Here is a 21321-nt window from a genome sequence, read left to right on the forward strand (position 1 = left end):
ACGCAGTACTGAACGGAAACTGGGAAACGCGCCTCAGCGGACGCGGGTCCAGGTCTGGGTACGGCAGAAGGGCTTGAATACGCAGCCGCGCAGGTTGAGCTGGTCGTTGCCGGTCATCGTCACTTCGGCACTATAGGTCTTGCCGTCCTCGGCATTGTAGATTTTGCCGCCATACCAGCCGGCGCCCTGCTGCTTGAAGCCCGACAGGATCTGCAGGTTCATCAGCCGCCGGTTGCGCAGCGCCTTGTCGCTGTTCTGGGCATCGGCCAGGTTCGGATTGGTGCGCAGCTTGTCGGACGAGACGATCTTGCCGCAGATCGACGTGCCGCAGCGCGCGATCTCGACGATTCCATTGTGCACGGGGGTCTTCCAGCGGCCGACGACTGCGTCGCCGGACTGGGGTGCCGGGGCCGCTGCGACGGCGAGCCCCATAAGCAAAGCCAACATAGGCATACTCTCCTCGAGGGGTCTCCATGCCGGGCTCTCACGGCCGGTCACGGGTGAAACGATCTCGCCCTTTCGAACGCGAAACCGTTGTCGCCTCCCTAGGTTCCAAAAACCGGGTATGCAAATGCGTTCGGATTTGAAACTGAAAAGTCGCTGATGCCGTAGGGTAAATCCGGGCGTGAAATCAGGCCTGAAGATCGAGTTTGGCCAGTTCGACTCGCACGCGCAGCTCGATATCGGACAGGATGGCCGCCAAAGCAGGATCGTCGCTGTGCTCGAAGGTCTCGGACCATTCGACGATCGCCTGGAGCTTCGCCGGGCTGACCACGCCGGCGACCAGCTCGCGGTGGAGCTGATCGAGCATGTCGACACCGCGCTGGGCATCGACTGCCTGCTTGCGGCGGCGCTCGATCGCAGGATCGGCGGCGGCAAGCGTGACGAGCATCGCGACCGAGGGATTGAGCGCCTGCGCGGCGTTGGTCCCCTGCGGAACGGGCGCAGGCGCGGCGGGCGCCTCGCCTTCTTTCACCGAGAAGCCGGACGCGACCTTCGGCAGCGCAGCCAGCAGGCTTTGCAGCATGGGTCCCTGGAGGTTCTCGATACGCACGAAATCTCGTCCTTCGGCACTTTTTGCCTACCTCTATCCTATAAGAGAATTATCGGAAATTTTCCACTCCCAGGGGTTATATGCTGCGCTACGCCGCTCCCATGATCGCCCTGCTGCTGAGCACGGCCATCGCACCGGCCGCAATGGCCCAGACGCGGATCAAGGACGTCGTCAACGTCGAGAACGTTCGCGACAACCAGCTCGTGGGCTATGGCCTGGTCGTCGGCCTGGCCGGCACCGGCGATCGCCTGCGCAACACGCCGTTCACCGAGGAATCGATGCAGGCCATGCTCGAGCGCATGGGCGTGAACATCCGCGGCACCGAGATGAAGACGCAGAACGTCGCCGCCGTCTCGATCACCGCGACGATGCCGCCCTTCGCGCGCAACGGCTCGCATATCGACGTACAGGTCTCCGCCCTTGGCGACGCGACCAGCCTGCAGGGCGGGACGCTGATCGTCTCCTCGCTGCGCGGCCTCGACGGCGAGATCTATGCCGTCGCCCAGGGCAATGTCGCGGTCTCCGGCTTCAAGGGCCAGGGTGCCGCCGCCAGCGTCAGCCGCGGCGTGACCACCTCCGCCCGCATCGCCGGCGGCGCGATCATCGAGCGCGAAGTCCCCTATTCGCTCCAGTCGGCCACCGGCCTCAAGCTGGCGCTCAAGAACCCGGACTTCGCCACCGCCGATCGCATCGCCGCGGCGATCAACGCCAAATATCCGGGCAGCGCCACCGTGCTCGACCCCGCGACCGTGCAGCTCACCCCGGGCCCGAACTTCGTCGGCAACGTGATCGACCTGGTCACCCGCATCGGCGAGCTTGCGGTCAAGGTCGATCAGCCGGCCCGCGTCGTCATCAACGAGGCATCGGGCACCGTGGTGATGAACGCCGATGTGCGGATCACGCCGGTGGCGATCGCCCAGGGCGGCCTGACCATCACCGTCACCGAGAGCCCGCAGGTCTCGCAGCCCGCACCGCTTTCGAACGGCCAGACCACCGTGGTGCCGCGCACCAATGTGCAGGTGGACGACGGCAACGGCGCCAGCCTGGCGCTGATCGACGGCGCCAGCCTGCAGACGCTGGTGAGCGGGCTCAACACGCTGGGCGTATCCCCGCGCGACCTGATCACCATCCTCCAGGCGATCAAGACCGCCGGCGCCCTCCAGGCCGACATCGAGGTACAGTGATGCAGAACGTGACCAATGTGCCGGGACCGCAGGTCCCGACCAGCACGAACAATCCCAAGCTCGACGCCAAGAACCGCGAGACCGCCAAGAATTTCGAAGCGGTGTTCCTCGGCCAGATGACCCAGCTGATGCTCGAGAGCGTCCAGCAGGGCGATGGCGAGTTCTCGGGCGGCCACGGCGAGGAGATGTTCCGTGGCATCATGGCGGAGAAGCTCGGCAATTCGATCGCCGAACGCGGCGGCATCGGCCTCGCGCCGGTCGTACTCGACCAGATCATCAAGCTTCAGGGGGGAAATAAGTAAGTGACCGAACAGCTCATCGACGCAATGGTGTCCCTCACCCACATCATGGAAGAGGAAAGCGAGCAGCTGTCCCGGGCGCCCTATTTCCCCGAGATGCCCGAGATCGCCGCGGTCAAGCTGCGCCTGACCGGCCGGATCGAAGCCGAAGTGGCGCGGATGAAGCGCGAAGCGCCGGACAATTGGGCCGAGCGGCTCGCTCCGGAAGAGCGCGAGCGGCTGGCCGAGGCGAGCCGCGGCCTGCGTGACGCCTCCACCGTCAACCAGCAAATCCTCAAGCGCCAGATCGAGCTGTCGACCGACATGATGGGCGCGATCGCCGCCGAGGCCCAGCGCCTGACCGGCACCCGCAACATGACCTATGGCGCAGGCGGCGGCCTGGCCTCGAGCGAGGCCCCGGCGCCGATCTCGATCAACGCGCGGCTGTAAATCTCTCCGAAAGCCCTCTCCCGCAATCGGGAGAGGGCTAACAAAAAAGGCCCGCGATCGCTCGCGGGCCTTTTTGCATTCTACAACCGAAGGAAGCGCTTAGCCGCCCTTGCCCACAGCGGTTTTCAACATGCTGATCTGCTTGCGGTAGAGGTTGGTCATCGCGGTGAAGTCGGCCTGGACCTGACCGAGCTTGAGCAGCTGGTCTTCGAGCGTGACGTTGTTGCCGTCGGGCTTGGTCTCGCTGATGTCCTTGTCGAGCACGATGCCCGCGCCGGCCGGCTGGATCGCGCCCAGGCCCTTCATGCCGGCGGTCAGCTCGACGCGCGGCTTGGCGACTCGGATGCCGCCCGTGCTGTTGCCGACCAGATCGGAGAAATCGGCGTCCTCGACGGTGCGCGCCTTGAAGCCCGGGGTCTCGCTGTTGGCGATGTTCTGGGCGATCACGCGCTGGCGATCGGAGAGGTTGTCCATCTGGCGGCGGATGCCGGCAAGAATCGGAGGCATGTCCATGGATCAGAACCCGTATGAAGAAGGAGTGGAGCTGTTCAGGCGATCGAGTGCCGCCTGATAGTTTGCGAGCTGGGCATTCACGATCGCGGTGCTCTCGGTGCCCGTCGCGGAATTGCGCTTGGTGCCGTTGATGATGTTGCTCTTGGAATCGTCCCAATAGAGCGAGCGATAGGCGGTCTGCGTCATCGAGATCGCGTCCTTGATCTTGCCGAGCGCGACCTTGGCCATGTCGAGGTTGCTCAGGTTGAGCCCCTCGCCCAGGTCGAGGCCGAAGCTGCCGCCCGGACGGACCTTGGGCGCGCTGCTCGAGACCGCCGCCTGGGTCGAGATCCGTTGCGGCTCCATGCCGAGCTTGGCGAGCGCATCGCTGTCGCCGGTGCCGGCCAGCAATTGCAGCTGATGTCCCGGCTTCATGGTGATGCGCAGCTGCTGGACGCCATCGACCGCGGTGGCGGTGACGGTCGCCTTGGACGCGCCGAGCATGCCCTGCATGCGCGTGGCGATCGACTGGAGCGTGTCGTCGGCGAGGATGGTGAGCTTGCGGACCGAGCCGTCATCGGCCTTGAACGAGAAATAGTCGCCCGCCTTCAGGCCGGTCTGGGTGGTCACCTTGTTCGACGCGATCGCGTTGATCGTGCCGCGGCCATAGCCGAGCGCCGAGACCGCGCTGGCGCCGCCGCTATCGGCCGATACGCGGACCGGCTCGGTACGCAGCAATGCCTGGCCGAATTGAGTGGTATTCTCGACTGCGCCAGTCGAGCCGTCGACACGTGTGACGAAGCCATCGGTGGGTCCCCGCCGCGTCGCAGCGAGATCGCCAGTGGTGCGGCCGCCGGCATAGAGATCGCCGTTCATGAAGGCGATGCTGTCGACTTGGTCGTCCGCCGAGGAGCCGATATAGGTGGTGCTGGCGTTCGACAGATTGGCGTCGATCCGCGTAACGAAACCATCACGACCGCCGCTGATCGAATTCACCTGGGTGCCCGAAAGCGCGCCGGAGGTCGCACCGCCCACGCCGATCGTGCCGTCATCGGCGACAGCGAGCACGCGTGCATCGGCGGTGCCGAGGCTGAGGCTGCCGAGATCGGTGGCGAGCGCCCCTCCCTGCATCTTGAGCAGTTCGGCATTGCCGTCATGTGAGACGAGCGCGAGGACGTTGCCGTCATTGTCGACCGCGAGCGCATTGACGCTGTCGCTGCCGGCACCGGTAATGGTACGACGCTCGGCGATCTTGCCGCTGGCGTCGATCCGGGCGACGAAGCCGTCATTGCCCGATGCGATGCGGCCGCCGACATAGATGGAGCCGTCCGCGCCGACCGCGACGGCCTTGGCGACATCGGTGCCGCCCGAGCGAACCACGGTGGAGAATTTCTCGTCGCCGTTCGCGGCATATTTCGCAACGACCATGTCGCCATCGGTGGAAGCGCCGCCAAAGCTGCCGGTGACGGTGCCCGCGACGACGATGCTGCCATCTGGGCCGAGGCTGACAGCGGCGCCGGTCGACGAACCAGTCGCGCCCAGGCTCCGCTGCCACACGACATTGCCCGCGCCGTCCACCTTGGTGAGGAACAGGTTGCTGTCGCCATCAGACAGGTTGGCGCCAAGGTCGCCCTTGGTGGTGCCGACGATGTAGCTGTTGCCCTGCGCGTCGGTAACGACCGAGGCCGCATCGGTATTGGCGTAGACGTTACTGGTCGACGTCTTGACGGTCTTCACCTTGCCGTCGAGATCAGTCGTCGTCGAAGTGGTCGTGGTGGTCTTGCCGGCGGCGACGTTCTGCGCGGTCGCCTGGCGATCGAGCGCCTGGATCGTGCCCATGGCGGTGCGGGTATTGTCACCGGCAGGATCGTCGAAGCGGAAGAGCTGGGTCGAGCTCGGTGCATCGAGCGCGGTCTGGCCGGTCGCGACGACCAGCGCGTCCTTGGCGTTGGTCTGGTCGAGGGTGATCTGTTCGAAGCCGGTGGGATTCGAAAGCGTGAAGCCCCATTTGCCGCTTTCGTTGGTTACCTTGAGGGTAGACTTCCAGCGCGGCACCGTATTGCCGTTGGCATCCAGCTGCGGCGTGCCATCGGTGTTCAAATTGGGAATTGCCTGGATCGCGGCGTTGAACTGGGCCGCGACCGAGTCCAGCGTCGGCGGCTGGGCGCCCTGCGACAGATCGACGGTGACGGTCTGCGCCGAGACGCCGGGCTTGCTCAGCGTGATCGAGAACTGCTCGCTGCCGGTCAGGCCCGGAATGGCCTCGGCACGCGTCTTGACCAGGCCCTTGCCCTCGGTCTCGTACACATTGGTGGAGACGAGCTTGTTCGTCGTGACGCTCGACGAGGGCTTACCATAGGCGAGCTTCACCAGATCGGACGGCGCGGTGCTGAGATAGGTCTGGAGCTCGTCCAGCCCCTTCTGGAAAGTCTTCTGGAGATTGGCGCGCTGGGCGTCCGACGTGGTCTTGGCGCTCGCCGTCTCGGCCAGCACGCGCAGCTTGTCGAGCGCCTGATAGGCCGTGAAGCTGGTCTGCACGTCCTTGGGCAGGAACGCACCACCGGCATCGGTGGTGGACGGCGTGATGATCGAGCGCAGCGCCGTGATCGCCGCAACCTGGCTGGCGTTAACCGGAAGCTCGTTGCTGCTCTTCCACGGCGCGATCGTCGCCGCGGTGGTGAACTGCGCCTTGGCAGCGCGCACGGCCTTGCTGTCATAGGTGATCGCCGACACCGCCGAGGTCATCGTCGAACTCGACCCCGTCAGAATACTTAAGCCGATCAGACTACCAGATAAATTAACCGTCATCGCGCTCCGCCTCGCTTCCTCGATCCTATAATAGAGGGAAAGCCGCCCCCACCCGTGTGTACGGGCGCAAATTTTTCGCGAGGGAAACGAAAAATCATGACCGTCATGGCGCCGATTGCCGAACCGCCCGAACTCAAGCGTTTCACTGGCCCGCAGCGCGCCGCCGCGCTGATGCTGGCCCTGGGCAAGGATCATGGCGCCCCGATCTGGGAACAGCTGACCACCGACGAGGTGAAGGAGCTGTCGTCGTGCATCGCCGGGCTGGGCCGGATTCCGGCCCCGGTGGTGGAGCACCTGCTCGTCCAGTTCACCAGCGAGATCGCCTCGATGTCGTCGATGCACGGCAGCTACGAGACGACCGAGCGCCTGCTCGCCGGCATACTGCCTGCCGAGAAGGTGAAGGAGATCATGGAGGACATCCGTGGTCCCTCGGGGCGCACGATGTGGGACAAGCTGTCGAACGTCTCGGAAAGCGTCCTCGCCGGTGCGCTCAAGCACGAATATCCGCAGACCGTGGCGGTGATCCTCTCCAAGCTGCGCCCCGACCATTCGGCCCGCGTGCTGGCCGAGCTGCCGCGCGACTTCTCGGTCGACGTCGTGATGCGCATGCTGCGCATGGAGACGGTGCAGAAGGAAGTCATCAACCAGGTCGAGCAGACGCTGAAGAGCGAGTTCATGACCAACCTGTCGCGCTCGCAGAAGCGCGATCCGCACGAGGCGATGGCGGAGCTGTTCAACTCGCTCGACCGCTCGACCGAGGAAGCGATGCTCAACGCGCTGGACAACAAGGCGCCGGAAAGCGCCGAGCGGATCCGCGCCCTCATGTTCACCTTCGAGGACCTCGGCAACCTGCTGCCGCCGGCGATCGCCGCGATCGTCCGCAGCGCCGACAAGCGCCAGATGGCGCTGGCCCTGAAGGGTGCGCCGGAAAGCCTGAAGACGCTGTTCTTCGGTGCGATGACCGAGCGTGCGTCGAAGCTGCTGCGCGAGGACATGGCGGGCATGGGCCCGGTGCGCGCACGCGATTGCGAAGAAGCCCAGTCGGCGCTGGTACGCCTGGCGAAGGACCTGGCGGACCGCGGCGAGATCCTGCTCGTCGACCCCAAGTCCGACGACGCGATGATCATCTAAGGAACCGATACGATGAGCATGCACGCCCATGTGAATGTCGAGCGCTTCGGCTTCGACCGGATCTTCGCGATCCCGCCGGGCAAGGGTGCGCCGATCGGCCCCGACGCCACGCTCGAAGTGGCGACGCTGCGCGCCGAGCTGGCGCTGCTCCGCTCCGAGCAGGAGTCGGCGCTCGCGCTGGCGCGGGCGCAAGGTTATGAGGCCGGGCTCGCCCAGGCGCGCAACGAGCGCGAAGTGGCGCTGCTGAGCGCCGTCGATGCGCTGCAGGCCGGGATCGAGGGCATCGACGCCCGCTTCGGCCAGGTTTCCGAGCGCGTGACCGGCGAAGCCGCCGAAGTGGCGCTCGCCGCCGCCGAGCTGATCGCCGGCCGTGCGCTGGAAGTGGCGCCGGGCGCCGCGATCGACGAGGCGATCGGCCGCGCGCTGGGCCAGGTCGCCCGCGGCACCGAGCTGCAGATCCGCGTCCACCCCGACCTGCTCGACGACATCGAGGGCCGCATCGCCGACCGCCAGTCGCGCGACCGCCGCAAGCTCAACCTGATCGTGGTGCCCGACGAGACCATCCCGGTGGGCGATGCCCGTATCGGCTGGGAAGAAGGCGGGCTGGCGCTCGACGCCACGGCGCGGCGCGCGGCGGTGCTCGGCGAGCTCGAGACGCTGCTGAAGGGGGCGTGATCTAAACCTCCCCTCCCTGGAAGGGAGGGGTCGGGGGTGGGTCGCGGCCAGGCTTACGGCACCCTCATGCGGCGCCGTAACCGCATCGCCAAGCATCCACCCAGCCCTGCCCCTCCCTTCCAGGGAGGGGTTTTTGATTCGGGGAAAGCCAGCCGGCACAACCGACTAGGCAAAAATTTCCCCCGGCAAAAACTGCCGCCTCCCCCACCCCTCTATAATGATCGCAAGGGGCATCCGCCCCACCAGTTCTCACCCACGGGGCGACATTGGAAGCGATCAAAAATCTCGTAGGCCAGATCGGGCCCAAGCGGCTGATGCTGATGGGAGGCGTGGCGCTTGCGCTGCTCGCCGCCCTCGCCTTCGTCGCTACCCGCGGCTCGAACCCGAGCATGGGTTTCCTCTATACCGACCTTGACCCCTCGGCCGCCTCGGCGATCACCGAGAAGCTCAAGGCGCAGAATGTCGAGTTCCAGCTCTCGGCCGACGGCACCTCGATCATGGCGCCGCAGGACAAGCTGGCCGAGCTCCGCATGAGCCTGGCCGGCGAGAAGCTGGGCGGCAAGATCGGCTATGAGGTGCTCGACGAAGAGCAGCCCTTCGGCGTTTCCGCCAGCCGCGCCAAGATGAACGAGACGCGCGCGATCGAAGGCGAGCTCGCCAAGTCGATCCAGACGATCCAGAACGTCACCGGCGCCCGCGTCCATATCGTGATGCCCGAGCGCGCGATGTTCGCCGAGGAGAGCCGCAAGGCGACCGCGGCAGTCACCGTCAAGACGCGCGGCCGCATCCCCAGCGAGACCGTCGCCTCGATCCGCTACCTCGTCTCCTCCTCGGTCCCCGAGCTTTCGCCCGACGCCGTCTCGGTCGTCGACCAGACCGGCGCGCTGCTCGCCCGTGCCGGCGACCCCGGCACCGCCAGTGCCGGCGACGCCGATGAGCGCCAGCAGGCCGTCGAAGCCAAGCTGCGCGACGAGATCGAAGCACTGCTCGCGCCGATCGTCGGCCAGGGCAAGGTCCGCGCCGAAGTCTCGGCCCAGATCGACCGTGACCAGTCGCGCGAGGAATCGAACGTCTTCGATCCGGACAAGCAGGTCATCTCGCGCCAGGTGAGCGTGGAGACCGGCGAGCAGAACCGCGAGACCGATGCCGGTCCGCAGACTGCCTCGGTCGGCAACCAGCTGCCCGCCGCCCAGATGGGCGCGGCGAACACCCCGGGCGCCTCGCGCCAGTCGGGCAGCAACCAGACTTCGGAAGACACGACCTACGACAACAGCTCGACCAAGACGGTCACCGTCCGCACCCCGGGCAAGGTGACGCGCCTGAGCGTCGCGGTGATGGTCGATGGCGGCGATAAGGGCCTGGCCCAGCCGCAGATCGATCGCCTGCAGCGCCTGGTCGAGAATGCCGTGGGCGCCGACACCCAGCGTGGCGACAGCGTCGTCGTCGAGAGCATGAAGTTCAACACCGACGACACGCCCGCCGACGCGACGAGCAGCTTCCTGTCGTCGCTGCCGATGGACCGGATCTGGAGCCTGCTCCAGCTGGTGGTGATCGGCGTGGTCGGCCTGGTGGCGCTGCGCATGCTGAAGCCGAAGCCAGCACCCGCGCTGGAATTCGCCGAGGCGGCACCTGCCCTGCCGACGCACTCGCCCGAGATGCTCGCGCTCGCCGAGCGTGCCGCCGATGGCGACACCGAAGCGATGGCCCAGCTCGAAAACATGAGCCAGTCCGACGTGCCGCAGCTCGATCAGGAGATCGCGCTGGCCCAGGTCGACGGCCGCATCAAGCTCTCCGCGCTCAAGCGCATCGGGGACGCGATCTCCGCCAGCCCGCCCGAAGCGGCCTCGGTGATCCGTCAGTGGATGAACGCATAGGATTATGACCATGGACATCGAACCCCACGACATCATCCCCACCGATACCGCGGCCGACCAGCCCGCGCCGGTGTTCGAAGACTTCGATACCCATGGCGGCGTTGACACCCACCAGGGTGGCGTCGAGGGCCTGGAAGCCGTGCACGACGTGCCGGTGAAGGTGCAGGCAGTGCTGGGCCGTGCCCGCATGCCGATCGGCGACCTGTTGCATCTGGGTGCCGGCACCGTGGTCGAGCTCGACCGCCGCGTCGGCGAGCCGGTGGACATCTTCGTCAACGATCGACTGATCGCCCGCGGCGAAGTCGTCCTCATCGACAACGCGCTGGGCGTCACGCTCACCGAGATCGTGCGGGCCGAGAATTGAGCATGGGCCCCATCCGGATGTTGTTGATCGGTGCGCCGGGCAGCGAGTTCCGCCGGGCGGCGGAGCTGGCGCAGGGCGCCGGCGCGGAGGTCACCATGGCCGACGCCCCCGCCCCCGCGCTGGAGACGCTGCGCGAACAGGGCGCCGATCTCGTCATGATCGACGTGCTGGAAGACGTGGTCGGCTTTCTGGGCGACCTGCGCACCGAGCGTTTCGTCGTGCCGGTCCTCGCCTGCGGCATCTCGGCCCCGGCCGAGCGTGCGGTGGCGGCTATCCGTGCCGGCGCCCGTGACTATGTTCCCCTGCCCCCGCAGCGCGAGCTGATCGCCGCGGCCATCGCTTCGGTGGTCGAGCGCCAGAGCCAGGTGCGCATCGGCGGCCATCCCGTGCTGGAACGCGCCATGGCGCTGGCCGGCGCGGTCGCCCCGAGCGGCTCGCCGGTGCTGGTGAGCGGCGGCAAGGGCAGCGGCAAGGAAACGATGGCGCGCGAGATCCACCGGCTTTCGGGCCGTGCCGATCCGATCGTCTCGGTCGAATGCGCCGGCGTTGCCGCCGATGTGCTGGAATCCGAACTGTTCGGGCATGAGGCCGGTGCCTTTCCGGGCGCCGCCGCACGCCGCGTCGGTCGCCTCGAGGGTGCCCGCACCGGCACGATCTTCCTGCGCGAAGTCGGCGCGCTTGCCCCGGCCACCCAGGCCCGGCTGCTCGCCGCGCTGATCGAGAAGCGCTTCCGCCGTCTCGGCGGCGAAGAGGACGTGCCCTTCGAGGCACGGCTGATCGCTTCGACCAGCATGGACCTGGAGCTGGCGGTGGAAGCCGGCAGCTTCCGCGAGGACCTGCTCGTCCGCCTGAGCCTGGCCCGCATCGAGGTGCCGCCGCTCACCGAGCATGGCGATGACATTGCCGGACTCGCCGAACACTTCATGGAAGAGTTCGCCCAGGCGGACGGCCTGCCCGCCCGCCCGCTTTCGCTGCAGGCGATCGCGGTGCTGCGCGCCTATGGCTGGCCGGGCAACATCCGCGAGCTGCGCGAGTGCATCCACCGCGCCGCGCTGCTGGCCCATGGCCAGCAGATCGAGGCGGAGGACCTGACCCGCGCCGACGGCTCGCCGCTGGAAGCGATCGTATCGCTGCCCTCGGTCGCCGATGGCCGCATCGAAGTGAACGGGCTGATCGGCCGCACGGTGGAAGAGGTGGAGCGCGAGCTGATCCTCGGCACGCTGGAGCGCTGCCAGGGCAACCGCACCTCGGCGTCGAACATCCTGGGCATCTCGGTGCGCACGATGCGCAACAAGCTGCGCACCTTCATCGAGGGCGGCATCGCCGTGCCGCCCGCGGCCTGAGCCGTTTCACGCTGACCCCAAATAAAGTGAGAGCAGAATGCCTCCCGTTATCGTGAACTTCATGCAGAGGATCGGCGCCAACCGCGACATGGCGCTCGCGGTCGGCGTGATCGCCATCATCGCGATGCTGATCCTGCCGATCCCGGGCTGGCTGCTCGACCTGGGCCTCGCCCTGTCGATCACCGTTTCGGTGATGATCCTGATGACGGCGCTGTTCATCGAGAAGCCGCTGGAACTCAGCGCCTTCCCGACGATCCTGCTTGTCGCGACGATGCTGCGGCTCGGCCTCAACCTCGCCTCGACTCGCCTGATCCTCACCCACGGCCATGAAGGCCATGACGCCGCCGGCGGCGTGATCGGGGCATTCGGCGAGTTCCTGATGGGCGGCGAGGTCATCATCGGCCTCACCATCTTCATCATCCTGATCGTCATCAACTTCGTCGTCATCACCAAGGGTGCCGGGCGCATCGCCGAAGTCGCGGCGCGCTTCAGCCTGGACTCGATGCCCGGCAAGCAGATGGCGATCGACGCCGACCTGTCGGCCGGCATGATCAACGAGGACCAGGCCAAGGCCCGCCGTGCCGAAGTGGAAGCCGAGAGCGGCTTCTACGGCGCGATGGACGGTGCCTCGAAGTTCGTGAAGGGCGACGCGATCGCCGGCCTGCTGATCACCGCGGTCAACATCGTCGTCGGCCTGACGATCGGCGTCGTCTCGCACGGCGTGCCGATCGGCGAGGCGTTCCACACCTATACCGTGCTGACCGCCGGCGACGGCCTGGTCAGCCAGATCCCGGCGCTGATCATCTCGATCGCGGCGGGCCTGCTCGTCTCCAAGGGCGGCGTGAAGGGCAAGACCGGCTCGGCGCTCAGCGAGCAGATGGGCCGCTACCCGAAGGCCTTCGGGATGGTCTCGTTCCTGATGGGCGCGCTGGCGATCATGCCGGGCATGCCCTTCCTGCCCTTCGCCATCTTCTCGGCCGCCTCGGGCTTCGCCGCGTGGAAGATGAGCAGGAACGCCGCCGCCAAGACCGCGATGGAGAAGCTCGCCGTCGCGCAGGAGCAGGCCGCCGCCGCCGTGGTCGAGCAGCCGATCTCGCAGACGCTGGCGATCGACGCGGTGCGCATCGAGATCGGCTATGCGCTGCTGCCGATGATCAACGAGGCCGAGCGCGAGCCGCGCCTCGACGACCAGGTCCGCGCGCTGCGCCGCCAGATGGCGACCGACTTCGGCTTCGTCCTCCCCTCGGTCCGGATCATCGACAATATGGGCCTAAAGCCCAATGAATATGTCATCACGATCAAGGAAACCGAGGCCGCGCGCGGCGAGATCCGCATCGACAAGCTTCTCATGATCAACCCCGGCGGCGGCCCGGCCGGCCTGCCCGGCGAGCCGACCACGGAACCGGTGTTCGGCCTCCCCGCCCTGTGGATCGATCGCGAGCTGCGCGACGAGGCGGGCTTCCGTGGCCTGACCGTGGTCGAGTGCGGTACCATCATTACCACCCACCTGACCGAGCTGGTGAAGGACAACATCGCCGACCTGCTCTCCTATTCGGAGACGCAGAAGCTGCTGACCGAAGTCCACAAGGACTCCGAGAAGCTGGTTGCGGACATCGTGCCCAGCAAGGTCTCGATCTCGAGCGTGCAGCGCATCCTGCAGAACCTGCTGAGCGAAGGCATCTCGATCCGCGACGTACCGACGATCCTGGAAGGCATCGCCGAGGCTGCGCCGCTGACCAGCAACCTGACCCAGATGACCGAGCATGTCCGCTCGCGCCTGGCCCGTCAGATCAGCGCGTCGCAGGTCCGCGGCGAAGCGATCCCCGTCGTCACCCTGTCGCCCGAATGGGACCAGGAGTTCGCCGAGAGCATCCTGGGCCAGGGCGACGACCGCCAGCTGGCGATGGCGCCGAGCTCGCTGCACAAGTTCATCCAGCACGTCCGCGAGACCTATGACCGGCTGGCGCAGGACGGCGAGATCCCCTGCCTGCTGACCAGCCCGGCGATCCGCCCGTTCGTCCGCTCGATCATCGAGCGCGTCCGTCCGGCCACCGTCGTGCTGTCGCAGAACGAGATCCATTCCCGCGCCCGCATCCGTGCGCTCGGGACAATTGGATGAGGTCCCGACCCTAGTGGCCGAGACCGTCCTATAAGGAATATTGCGGGCCCAGATGCCCGCCCATGAGGCGCCTGAATGCAGATAAACACGATCGGGTCTCCTACGGGTCTGTTCGGCGCAGGAGGCGCCATTCCCGCAGCCGGTGGCATCGGCTTCGCGGCGCTGCTCGGCGCGCCGGCGAACCCCGCCGCTTCGCCGGCCAACGGCCTCACGCCGCCGCTCGCCGCGAACGACACGCTTGCGCCCGCCACGCCGTTGAGCATGGCGCAACTGCTCACCACCGCCGCGCCGCTGGCGCCGGCGGCATGTGCCCCCGTGGCGATGCCTGAGGCCCCGCTTGACGCTGCGGCCCCGACTGCAACCGCGCCGGTGGTGCAGTTGCCCACCGAGGCGCAGCCGGAAGCCGACATGATGCCGGTACCCGTTGCGGTGCCGGTAACGGCGGAGCCTGCGGCCCCGGCTCCCACCGGTGACAAGCCGTCCGCGCCGATCGTCGATGCCAAGCCCGCAGCCGGTTCCAAGCCCGTGCTCGCCGAGCCTGCGCCCGAGCCCGGCGTACCCGCCAAGCCGCGGGGCGAAGCGGAGGTCGAAGTCCAGGCCGAGCAGCCCGCCGATGCTCCGAAGATTCCGGTCAAGCGCGGCTCGCGCCAGACCGACGGTGCGGAGAAGCGAGGCGAGATCGATCCCGCCGCAACGCCGGATGCCGCGCCCCTGGCCGGCGACATGGCCGCAGTCGCGATCGTCCAGGCGCCGGTACGCGGGGAAGTCGCGGTGAAGCCGCAGCCCTCCGACACGCGCCAGATCGGCGAAGTCACGATCGGCGGCCGCAAGGCCGATGCCGCGCGCACCGCTGCTTCCGACACGCCAGGTGCCAATTCCGCAACCGTGGCCGACAAGGCCTCGGGCGCGGTCTCCGCCATCACGGGCAAACAGGGCAAGAACGACAATGCAGCCGGCGGCGACGAGCGCGGCCAGGCGCCGGCGTTCACGCTGCGCCAGGACGCCGCTCCGTCGCATGCCGCACCCACGCATGCCGCCACCGATCCGGCTCGCACCCAGACCGCTCCCGCGGCAGTCGCAGCGGAGCCGGTCGTCGTTGCCCGGCCCGGCCATCTCGGCCAGCAGATGGGCGTCGAGATCGCCCGCAAGGTCGAGGCCGGCGAGGATACGCTGCGCGTCCGCCTGAGCCCGGACAATCTCGGCAAGGTCGAGGTGACGCTGTCGTTCGACAACGGCGGCAAGCTGCACGCCACGGTGCGCGCGGAAAGCGCCCATGCGCTCGACCTGCTCCGCCAGGACATGCCGGACCTTGGCCGCTCGCTCGACCAGGCAGGGATCCGCGCCGACGCGCAGAGCTTCCGCTTCGAGAGCCGCAGCGAGGGCGGCAACGCCCAGTCGCAGCAGCAGCAGGGCCAGAACGCCTCCGGCAACCAGCTTGCCGGCAATGACGAAACTGACACCAACGACACCGCCTATCGCAGCATCCGCGGCGACGGGCAGGTCGATCTCCTCGCCTAGGAGCGCACCAGCATGACTACCGTCACCAACACGACCAACACGGCTGCGACCAACAGCACCGCGACCGCGAACAGCACCGGGCTGAACGCCGACTTCACGATGTTCCTGAAGCTACTGACCACGCAGATGCAGAACCAGGATCCGCTGAGCCCGATGGACACCAGCCAGTACACCCAGCAGCTGGTGCAGTACTCGCAGGTCGAGCAGTCGATGGCGCAGACCTCGACGCTCAAGGACATCCTGTCGACGCTCGGCACGCAGAACCTGACTCAGGCTTCGTCGCTGATCGGCCGCGCGGTGGAGGTGGACTCGCCCGTCTCGGGCCTGAGCGACACCCAGGCCGCGCAGTGGAGCTGGACGACCCCGCGCACCGCCACCTCGATCGTCGCGACGATCACCGATGCCTCGGGCAAGGTGGTTGATACGCGCACGGTGGAGGTGAAGGGCGACCAGGGCACGCTCGCCTGGGACGGCCTGACCTCGACCGGCACTGAGGCGCCCGCCGGCAAGTATTCGCTGTCGATCAAGGCACTCGACGCCTCGGGCGGCGAGATCACCAACACCACGGTGCACAGCATCGGCGTGGTCAACGACGTCCAGCTCGCCAACGGCGCAGTCCTGGTGACGGTGAACGGCAACGAAGTGGATTCGAGCAAGCTCATCCGCATCGGCACCGCCCCGGCCACCAATACCGACACCAACACTGGCACCGACACCGGCGCCTAGGGGAATTCCTGAGGGGCGTACGTTTGGGAGGCCCCTTCCCGTCCTCTATAATGAAAGAAGAGAGGCGGGCGGACGTATCAATCCCCTCGCGATCCGTCCGCCTCTCTGCCGGCGCCCAGGCGCCCTGTTTTCCTTTCGCTTAAAATAGAGCGGCCCGGCTCCTCCTCCACCGGGCCGCTCTTTTTTGTGCGCGACGCAGGCGGCACGGCCTTGATCAGCCGCATATGAACCGTCCCGCCGATATCGGCGGCACATACGAAAACGGGGCCCCGAAGGGCCCCGTTGCCGTTTCACAAGTTCGGGAAGATCAGCCGAGCGCGGCGCGCAGCAGCGGCTGCGTCGGCAGCTGGATGATCTGTGCCGGAGCCAGGCCCATGTCCGGGTCCAGCACCTCATAGCCGTCCAGCGTGCAGCCGGGCAGCGCCGCCGGCGCCGTCAGCATAGCAATGCAATCCGCAATCGACGGATCCTCGCGCGGCCCGATCGTGTCGAGCACGTCCGCCAGCGTCATCCCCGGTGCAGCCAGCGCCCGCTCGGCAGCGGCTGCCCACAGCGTGCGGGCGTCCTCCACCGTCAACGAAAGCGTCACCGTGTAGCTGGCGGAAACCCCTGTACCAAACGCCAATTCACCAACGCCCATTTGTCACCCCTGACCCGTTCGTGTGGAATTTGTACCCTAGATGCAGCAAACGCGGCCCCGGGCGTAGTACGGGCAAGCCCGTATGTGTTTTTGCGGAATCAATGGACACGCGCTTCGGCGCGCCGGCCGAGTTCGCGTGCATGCGCCGCGACCAGGCAGAGCTCTGCATAGAGCCGATCCCAGAACGGCGCGGGAATATCGAGGGCCGGGCCGCTCGACTGCGTGAGTGCAAGCGCCGCGCAGGGATCCAGGCCGAGGCGGAAACGCGTGGCGAAGACGCCGTCGATATGCTCGTCGGGCAGCGTATCCGGCACGGCGAGGCGCGCCGACATGATATAGCCCGAGAGCACGTCCACGCCGTAGCCGTCGAGCATCACGCGCGGGCGGCCGAGCATGTCGGGCCGCTCGAGTACCACCAGTGCCCCTGAAGGATGCTCCTCGACGCTCACCTGCAGGCGGCCGCCGAACGCATCCGTGATTTCTCTGATCCTGGGAAACAAGACCTATTCTCCTCTTAGGATCATTATAGAGGCGTCAACCACTATAGACGCGCGAACGCGCCGAAACCGACCCAACAGGCACAAAAAAAGGAGGCCGGGACTTGCGTCCCGGCCTCCTCGTCAGGGCCATAGACTCCAGGGAAAAGTCTGGCCTTAACGGAACAGCGACGTGATGGTCGACGGCGCCTGGTTGGCGATCGACAGAGCCTGCACGCCGAGCTGCTGCTTGACCTGAAGGGCCTGCAGCTTCGCCGATTCCTTCGCCAGGTCGGCGTCGACGAGGTTGCCAATGCCGCCTTCGATCACGTCCGAGAGCTTGCTCGTGAAGGTCGACTGTGCGTCGATCTTGCGCGAAGCAGCGCCCAGGGTGCTGAGGCTGGTCTTCAGGTTGCTCTGGGTGGTGGTGATCGTGTCGATCATCGCCTGAGCCGAAGCCTGGCTGCTGATGTTGCCCGAGGCGCCGATGGTCACGACCGAGCCACCAAGGTCGAGACCCTGGTTGGCAACGCTCAGCGAATCCGGATCCCAGGTGGTCGAGCCGGTGTTCGAGTCCTGCAGCGACTGCAGAGCCGTCACGGTGCCGCCCGAAGCCTTCAGCAGGTTCGTGCCGTTGAAGTCAGACGAGTTCACGATCGTGGTGATCTGGTCACGCAGTGCAACGAAGTCTGCGTTGAGCGCGTCACGGGTCGACGTGTCGATGCCGGCGTCAGCAGCCTGGTAGGCCTTCGCCTTCATCTGGTTCACGACGTCCGAGATCTGCTCGGCGCCAGCCACCGCCACGTCGGTCACGCTCTTGGCGCGGCTCAGCGACGAAGACACGGCAGCGAGGCCGCCCATGTCGCCACGCAGGCCCTGAGCAATGGTGTACGAAGCCGAGTCGTCCTTGGTCGACGCAACCTTCAGGCCGGTGTTGATGCGGCTCTGAACCTGCGACAGGCCCTTGTTGGTCTCGTTCAGGCTCTGGAGAGCCGCCATCGCACCGACGTTGGTGTTAACCGAAAATGCCATGTTACTATCCTTCTTGGATCGAAGAGCCGCTTCTGCGACCCAAACCGGAGACGCCGGTTCGCGACGGAACGTGATCGGTACGCCCGCATGTTCATTGTGGGAAAAATTATAGGATGCCCAAAATTAGTCCGCGAATTTAAATGGTTAGCGAAAGGTTAATTTGAAACCTTGCCGCGAAGCCTCCCGATTTCAGCGACTTGCGCAGACCGCGATCGGGGCGAGCAGGTCCACGGAATGCGGCCCGGCGGGCACCATAGCCCAAAAGAAAATCGCCCCGCAGCACAGGCTGCGAGGCGATCCTCATGTCGATGTGGCGACGGCTCAGAAGGGGAAGAGCGCGTCGTAGATCTGCTGGCCCCAGCGCGCCTGCTGCGCGTCGGTGAGCTGGCCCTTGCCGCCATAGATCACGCGCGCCTCGGCGATCTGCGAGTGGCTGATCGAATTGTCGCGGGCGATGTCTTCCGGACGGATGATGCCGGTGACGATCAGCTCGCGCATCTCGAAGTTGACGCGCACTTCCTGGCGGCCGCGGATCATCAGATTGCCGTTCGGCATCACCTGGGTGACGATGGCGGCCATCGTCATGTTGATCGTCTCGGAGCGCGCGGTGGTACCGCCGCCGGCATATTTCGAGCCCGAATTGGTCTCGAGCGCGGCATTGGCGTCGGCGCCGAGCAGCTTCTTGACCGGGCTGATGCCGAGCAGGCCGCCCAGGCCACCGCTCTCGCTGCCACCGCGGGTGCGCGACGTGTTGTTGCCCAGATCGGCCTTGTCGGCGATCTTGATCTTGATCGTCAGGATGTCGCCGGTCTTGTTCGCGCGCTGATCGCGGAACAGCGCGCCGGCGCCGGTGCGGAACAGCGAGGCGCTGCCGCCCTGCTGCTGGGCCACCGCGGCCGGCGTGCCGGTGCGGGTGCGATCCGCAGGCGCCGCGAGCGACGGCTCGATCTCCGGCATGTCGACCGGCTGCATCTCGGAGAGCTTCGGCGCCTTGCCGACGGCCTTGAGCCGACCGACTGCGCCGCAACCCGAAAGCGTGGCGGCCATCGCCGCAATCAGAATGATCTTACGCATGCTACTTTCCCTGTAAGCTGCAAGTGGACCGTTAGAATTTAGGGCGTGACGATCCGCACGGTGCCCGAGGCCTCGACGACCCCGTCCAGCGTGCGGTTGGTGGCGTTGGCGACGACCCGCACGGCCTCGCCCTTCGAGCCGCCGGCGAGCGCGCGGCCCGCGGCGGTGATGATCAGCGGGCCGCTGACGATACGGATCGTCACCGGCTCGCCGCGACGAACCATCTGCGGCCGCATCAGGTCTGCCTGGCGCACCACCGTGCCTGCCGGCAGGTTGCGCGCGGCTTCCATGCCGGCGGCCTGGTCGATGGTGAGCGCGCCACGCGCCGAAGCCGCGGGGCGCTGCTCGACCGAGAAGTCGCCTGCCTCGATGCGGTCGCCCTTCTGCACGGCATGGCCGAGCACGGCGACGGGCACGTCCTCCGGCGAACCGAAGGCTAGCAGGGCGAGGCCGAGGAGGTTCAACATCAGCGCAGCTGGCTGGTGGTCGCCAGCATCTCGTCAGCGGTCTTCACGACGCGGCTGTTCATTTCATAGGCGCGCTGCGCGGTGATGAGCGCAGTGATTTCGGCCACCGGATTGACGTTCGAGGCTTCGACGAAGCCCTGCATCAGCGTGCCGAAGCCCGGATCGCCCGGGGCACCGGCGATCGGCGCGCCCGAAGCGGCGGTCTCGAGGAACAGGTTGCCGCCCTTGGCCTCCAGGCCGCCTTCGTTGACAAAGGTGGCGAGCTGGAGCTGGCCGAGCGTCTGCGGGGTGGGATCGCCGCCGCCGAGGACGACATCGACCTGACCGGTCTTCGAGACGGTGACGCTGACGGCGTTCTGCGGCACGGTGATGCCCGGCTGGACCGGGAAACCGTCCGAATTCACCAGTTCGCCCTGGTCCGACACGCCGAACGAGCCGTCGCGGGTATAGCCGGTCGAACCGTCGGGCAGCGTGATCTGGAAATAGCCATGGCCCTGGATCGCCAGGTCATACTGGTTGTCCGTCTGCTGGACCGAGCCCTGCTCGTTGATCCGGTAGATCGCGCCGGTCTTCACGCCCGAGCCGATCTGGATGCCGGTGGGGCTGCGGGTCTGTGCGCTGGTCGACGAACCGGGACGCACGACCTGCTCATAGAGAAGGTCCTGGAACTCGGCGCGCTGGCGCTTGAAGCCGGTGGTGTTCATGTTGGCGATGTTGTTCGAGATCACATCGACATTGGTCTGCTGTGCGAGCATGCCCGTCGCAGCGATGGAAAGCGTACGCATGGTTCAGTTCCTTGTGCTTAGGGCGCCCGTCAGCCGACCCGGCTGAGCTTGTCGATTGCCGACTTGCGCATGTCGTTCATGCTCTGGGAGAGGTTCTGGCTCGTCTGATAGGCGCGCAGGATCTCCACCATGTCGGTGGTTTCCTGGATCGCATTGACGTTCGAGCCTTCGATGCCGCCGGCCATCAGATGCGTCTCGCCCGCGGGCAGCTCACGGCCACCGGTGCCGTTGAACAGGCCGTCGCCGCGCGGATCCACGCCCGCCTCGTCGAACTGCGTCACCGTCAGGCGACCGAAGGGGCCACCCGGACCATTGATCGTGCCATCCTTGCCGATCTCGATCTGGTTCGCGGCCTCGGCCGGAATGACGATCGGCTTGCCGCCCTCGCCCAGCACCTTGTTGCCGCTCGAGGTGGCGAGCTCGCCGCTCGGCAGCATCTTGAGCTGCCCCGCGCGCGTATATGCAGTCGAGCCGTCAGGCGCCTGGACCGACAGATAGCCCTGCCCTTCGATCATCACGTCGAGCTGGTTACCCGTTGGCTGGAAGGCCCCCTGGCTGAAATCATGGACCGCGCCATAATCGAGCACGAACGAAGTCTGCTTCGCAGGCTTCACCGCGCTGTCGGTCTTCTCCACATATTCGCGGAAGACCGGCTGCTCGCGCTTGAAGCCAACCGTGTTCATGTTGGCGAGATTGTTCGCCGCCACGTCCATGCGACGGCGAAGCGCCGTTTCCTGGCTGAGCAGCACATAGGAAGAAATGTCCACCGGACGTCCCTCAAAAAGTTCGCACTAGGCAACAATTGCCGGGCGCTCCTCCTATAATAGAACG

At 66.6% G+C, this 21321-nt stretch carries 22 protein-coding genes; 11 read left to right on the top strand and 11 right to left on the bottom strand.

Features of this window, described 5'->3' with window-relative positions; translation table 11 throughout:
* Window positions 1-33: 33 nt before the first annotated feature.
* A complete protein-coding gene (locus tag O3305_RS09270) occupies window positions 34-447 on the bottom strand; it encodes a DUF2147 domain-containing protein (RefSeq protein WP_184168628.1) in 414 nt (137 codons plus the stop codon).
* A 184-nt stretch (window positions 448-631) separates the two neighbouring features.
* Window positions 632-1054: a flagellar assembly protein FliX gene (locus O3305_RS09275; RefSeq protein ID WP_269576132.1), complete on the bottom strand. Its 423-nt coding sequence runs from the start codon at window positions 1052-1054 to the stop codon at window positions 632-634.
* Between the two features lie 101 nt (window positions 1055-1155).
* Between O3305_RS09275 and O3305_RS09280 the strand changes: the two genes are divergently transcribed.
* Genes O3305_RS09280 through O3305_RS09290 form a run of 3 tightly spaced genes read left to right on the top strand, consistent with a single transcriptional unit; the run spans window position 1156 to window position 2966 of the window.
* Window positions 1156-2238 (top strand): flagellar basal body P-ring protein FlgI, encoded by a 1083-nt coding sequence (locus O3305_RS09280; protein ID WP_269576133.1) that lies wholly within the window; start codon window positions 1156-1158, stop codon window positions 2236-2238.
* Window positions 2238-2540 (top strand): rod-binding protein, encoded by a 303-nt coding sequence (locus tag O3305_RS09285; protein ID WP_269576485.1) that lies wholly within the window; start codon window positions 2238-2240, stop codon window positions 2538-2540. The genes O3305_RS09280 and O3305_RS09285 overlap by 1 nt, the downstream gene beginning before the upstream one ends.
* On the top strand, window positions 2541-2966 hold the full coding sequence (locus O3305_RS09290; RefSeq protein WP_269576134.1) for a flagellar protein FlgN: 426 nt from the start codon (window positions 2541-2543) through the stop codon (window positions 2964-2966).
* 99 nt (window positions 2967-3065) lie between these two features.
* Here the strand turns inward: O3305_RS09290 and O3305_RS09295 are convergent, their stop codons facing one another.
* Together O3305_RS09295 and O3305_RS09300 are read right to left on the bottom strand one after the other, a co-directional pair.
* Entirely contained in the window at window positions 3066-3479 is a 414-nt protein-coding gene (locus tag O3305_RS09295) for a flagellar basal body protein (RefSeq protein ID WP_184168632.1), read from the bottom strand.
* Window positions 3480-3482: 3 nt separating this feature from the next.
* The gene (locus O3305_RS09300; RefSeq protein WP_269576135.1) at window positions 3483-6203 is read right to left on the bottom strand and encodes a hypothetical protein; all 2721 of its coding nucleotides are present in this window, start codon (window positions 6201-6203) and stop codon (window positions 3483-3485) included.
* Between the two features lie 159 nt (window positions 6204-6362).
* Here O3305_RS09300 and O3305_RS09305 point away from each other — a divergent pair, with 159 nt between their 5' ends.
* The 8 genes from O3305_RS09305 to O3305_RS09340 all read left to right on the top strand — a co-directional run bounded on the left by O3305_RS09305 (window position 6363) and on the right by O3305_RS09340 (window position 16016).
* Complete coding sequence (locus O3305_RS09305; RefSeq protein ID WP_184168634.1) at window positions 6363-7397, top strand: flagellar motor switch protein FliG; 1035 nt, start codon at window positions 6363-6365, stop codon at window positions 7395-7397.
* Window positions 7398-7409: 12 nt separating this feature from the next.
* Window positions 7410-8072 carry a FliH/SctL family protein gene (locus O3305_RS09310; RefSeq protein ID WP_184168635.1) on the top strand — a complete coding sequence of 221 codons (663 nt, stop codon included), beginning with the start codon at window positions 7410-7412 and terminating at the stop codon, window positions 8070-8072.
* A 266-nt stretch (window positions 8073-8338) separates the two neighbouring features.
* Window positions 8339-9946, top strand: coding sequence for a flagellar basal-body MS-ring/collar protein FliF (gene fliF / locus O3305_RS09315; protein ID WP_269576136.1), 1608 nt, complete (start codon window positions 8339-8341; stop codon window positions 9944-9946).
* A gap of 10 nt (window positions 9947-9956) precedes the next feature.
* A complete protein-coding gene (fliN, locus tag O3305_RS09320) occupies window positions 9957-10310 on the top strand; it encodes a flagellar motor switch protein FliN (protein WP_269576137.1) in 354 nt (117 codons plus the stop codon).
* A gap of 17 nt (window positions 10311-10327) precedes the next feature.
* Window positions 10328-11653 carry a sigma-54-dependent transcriptional regulator gene (locus tag O3305_RS09325; protein ID WP_269576138.1) on the top strand — a complete coding sequence of 442 codons (1326 nt, stop codon included), beginning with the start codon at window positions 10328-10330 and terminating at the stop codon, window positions 11651-11653.
* Window positions 11654-11690: 37 nt separating this feature from the next.
* Window positions 11691-13772: a flagellar biosynthesis protein FlhA gene (flhA, locus tag O3305_RS09330; protein WP_269576139.1), complete on the top strand. Its 2082-nt coding sequence runs from the start codon at window positions 11691-11693 to the stop codon at window positions 13770-13772.
* Window positions 13773-13847: 75 nt separating this feature from the next.
* Window positions 13848-15290: a flagellar hook-length control protein FliK gene (locus O3305_RS09335; RefSeq protein ID WP_269576140.1), complete on the top strand. Its 1443-nt coding sequence runs from the start codon at window positions 13848-13850 to the stop codon at window positions 15288-15290.
* 12 nt (window positions 15291-15302) lie between these two features.
* On the top strand, window positions 15303-16016 hold the full coding sequence (locus O3305_RS09340; RefSeq protein WP_269576141.1) for a flagellar hook assembly protein FlgD: 714 nt from the start codon (window positions 15303-15305) through the stop codon (window positions 16014-16016).
* A gap of 307 nt (window positions 16017-16323) precedes the next feature.
* Here O3305_RS09340 and O3305_RS09345 read toward each other — a convergent pair whose 3' ends face one another.
* From O3305_RS09345 to flgF, 7 genes are all read right to left on the bottom strand, one after another.
* Entirely contained in the window at window positions 16324-16641 is a 318-nt protein-coding gene (locus O3305_RS09345) for a hypothetical protein (RefSeq protein WP_269576142.1), read from the bottom strand.
* Window positions 16642-16754: 113 nt separating this feature from the next.
* Complete coding sequence (locus tag O3305_RS09350; protein ID WP_184168643.1) at window positions 16755-17156, bottom strand: hypothetical protein; 402 nt, start codon at window positions 17154-17156, stop codon at window positions 16755-16757.
* Between the two features lie 153 nt (window positions 17157-17309).
* The gene (locus tag O3305_RS09355) at window positions 17310-18164 is read right to left on the bottom strand and encodes a flagellin (protein ID WP_269576143.1); all 855 of its coding nucleotides are present in this window, start codon (window positions 18162-18164) and stop codon (window positions 17310-17312) included.
* Between the two features lie 321 nt (window positions 18165-18485).
* Window positions 18486-19238: a flagellar basal body L-ring protein FlgH gene (gene flgH / locus O3305_RS09360; protein WP_184168645.1), complete on the bottom strand. Its 753-nt coding sequence runs from the start codon at window positions 19236-19238 to the stop codon at window positions 18486-18488.
* A 38-nt stretch (window positions 19239-19276) separates the two neighbouring features.
* Window positions 19277-19705, bottom strand: a complete 429-nt coding sequence (gene flgA / locus O3305_RS09365; protein ID WP_269576144.1) for a flagellar basal body P-ring formation chaperone FlgA — start codon at window positions 19703-19705, stop codon at window positions 19277-19279.
* Window positions 19705-20490: a flagellar basal-body rod protein FlgG gene (gene flgG / locus O3305_RS09370; protein ID WP_269576145.1), complete on the bottom strand. Its 786-nt coding sequence runs from the start codon at window positions 20488-20490 to the stop codon at window positions 19705-19707. Before flgG ends, flgA begins: the two co-directional genes overlap by 1 nt.
* A gap of 29 nt (window positions 20491-20519) precedes the next feature.
* On the bottom strand, window positions 20520-21257 hold the full coding sequence (gene flgF / locus O3305_RS09375) for a flagellar basal-body rod protein FlgF (protein ID WP_269576146.1): 738 nt from the start codon (window positions 21255-21257) through the stop codon (window positions 20520-20522).
* Between the last annotated feature and the right edge of the window lie 64 nt (window positions 21258-21321).

It is taken from the genome of Sphingomonas sp. NIBR02145, from assembly GCF_027359115.1.
Classification (GTDB): Bacteria; Pseudomonadota; Alphaproteobacteria; order Sphingomonadales; family Sphingomonadaceae; genus Sphingomonas; species Sphingomonas kyeonggiensis_A.

Bases quoted from the DNA above. Each gene is read 5' to 3' on its own strand.
- O3305_RS09280 (WP_269576133.1), top strand. From the start codon at position 1,156: ATGATCGCCCTGCTGCTGAGCACGGCCATCGCACCGGCCGCAATGGCC.
- flgG (WP_269576145.1), bottom strand. From the start codon at position 20,490: ATGCGTACGCTTTCCATCGCTGCGACGGGCATGCTCGCACAGCAGACC.
- O3305_RS09270 (WP_184168628.1), bottom strand. From the start codon at position 447: ATGTTGGCTTTGCTTATGGGGCTCGCCGTCGCAGCGGCCCCGGCACCC.
- O3305_RS09295 (WP_184168632.1), bottom strand. From the start codon at position 3,479: ATGGACATGCCTCCGATTCTTGCCGGCATCCGCCGCCAGATGGACAAC.
- O3305_RS09285 (WP_269576485.1), top strand. From the start codon at position 2,238: ATGCAGAACGTGACCAATGTGCCGGGACCGCAGGTCCCGACCAGCACG.
- O3305_RS09325 (WP_269576138.1), top strand. From the start codon at position 10,328: ATGTTGTTGATCGGTGCGCCGGGCAGCGAGTTCCGCCGGGCGGCGGAG.
- O3305_RS09310 (WP_184168635.1), top strand. From the start codon at position 7,410: ATGAGCATGCACGCCCATGTGAATGTCGAGCGCTTCGGCTTCGACCGG.
- O3305_RS09335 (WP_269576140.1), top strand. From the start codon at position 13,848: ATGCAGATAAACACGATCGGGTCTCCTACGGGTCTGTTCGGCGCAGGA.
- flgH (WP_184168645.1), bottom strand. From the start codon at position 19,238: ATGCGTAAGATCATTCTGATTGCGGCGATGGCCGCCACGCTTTCGGGT.
- fliN (WP_269576137.1), top strand. From the start codon at position 9,957: ATGGACATCGAACCCCACGACATCATCCCCACCGATACCGCGGCCGAC.
- flgA (WP_269576144.1), bottom strand. From the start codon at position 19,705: ATGTTGAACCTCCTCGGCCTCGCCCTGCTAGCCTTCGGTTCGCCGGAG.
- O3305_RS09340 (WP_269576141.1), top strand. From the start codon at position 15,303: ATGACTACCGTCACCAACACGACCAACACGGCTGCGACCAACAGCACC.
- O3305_RS09355 (WP_269576143.1), bottom strand. From the start codon at position 18,164: ATGGCATTTTCGGTTAACACCAACGTCGGTGCGATGGCGGCTCTCCAG.
- O3305_RS09305 (WP_184168634.1), top strand. From the start codon at position 6,363: ATGACCGTCATGGCGCCGATTGCCGAACCGCCCGAACTCAAGCGTTTC.
- O3305_RS09300 (WP_269576135.1), bottom strand. From the start codon at position 6,203: ATGACCTCGGCGGTGTCGGCGATCACCTATGACAGCAAGGCCGTGCGC.
- flhA (WP_269576139.1), top strand. From the start codon at position 11,691: ATGCCTCCCGTTATCGTGAACTTCATGCAGAGGATCGGCGCCAACCGC.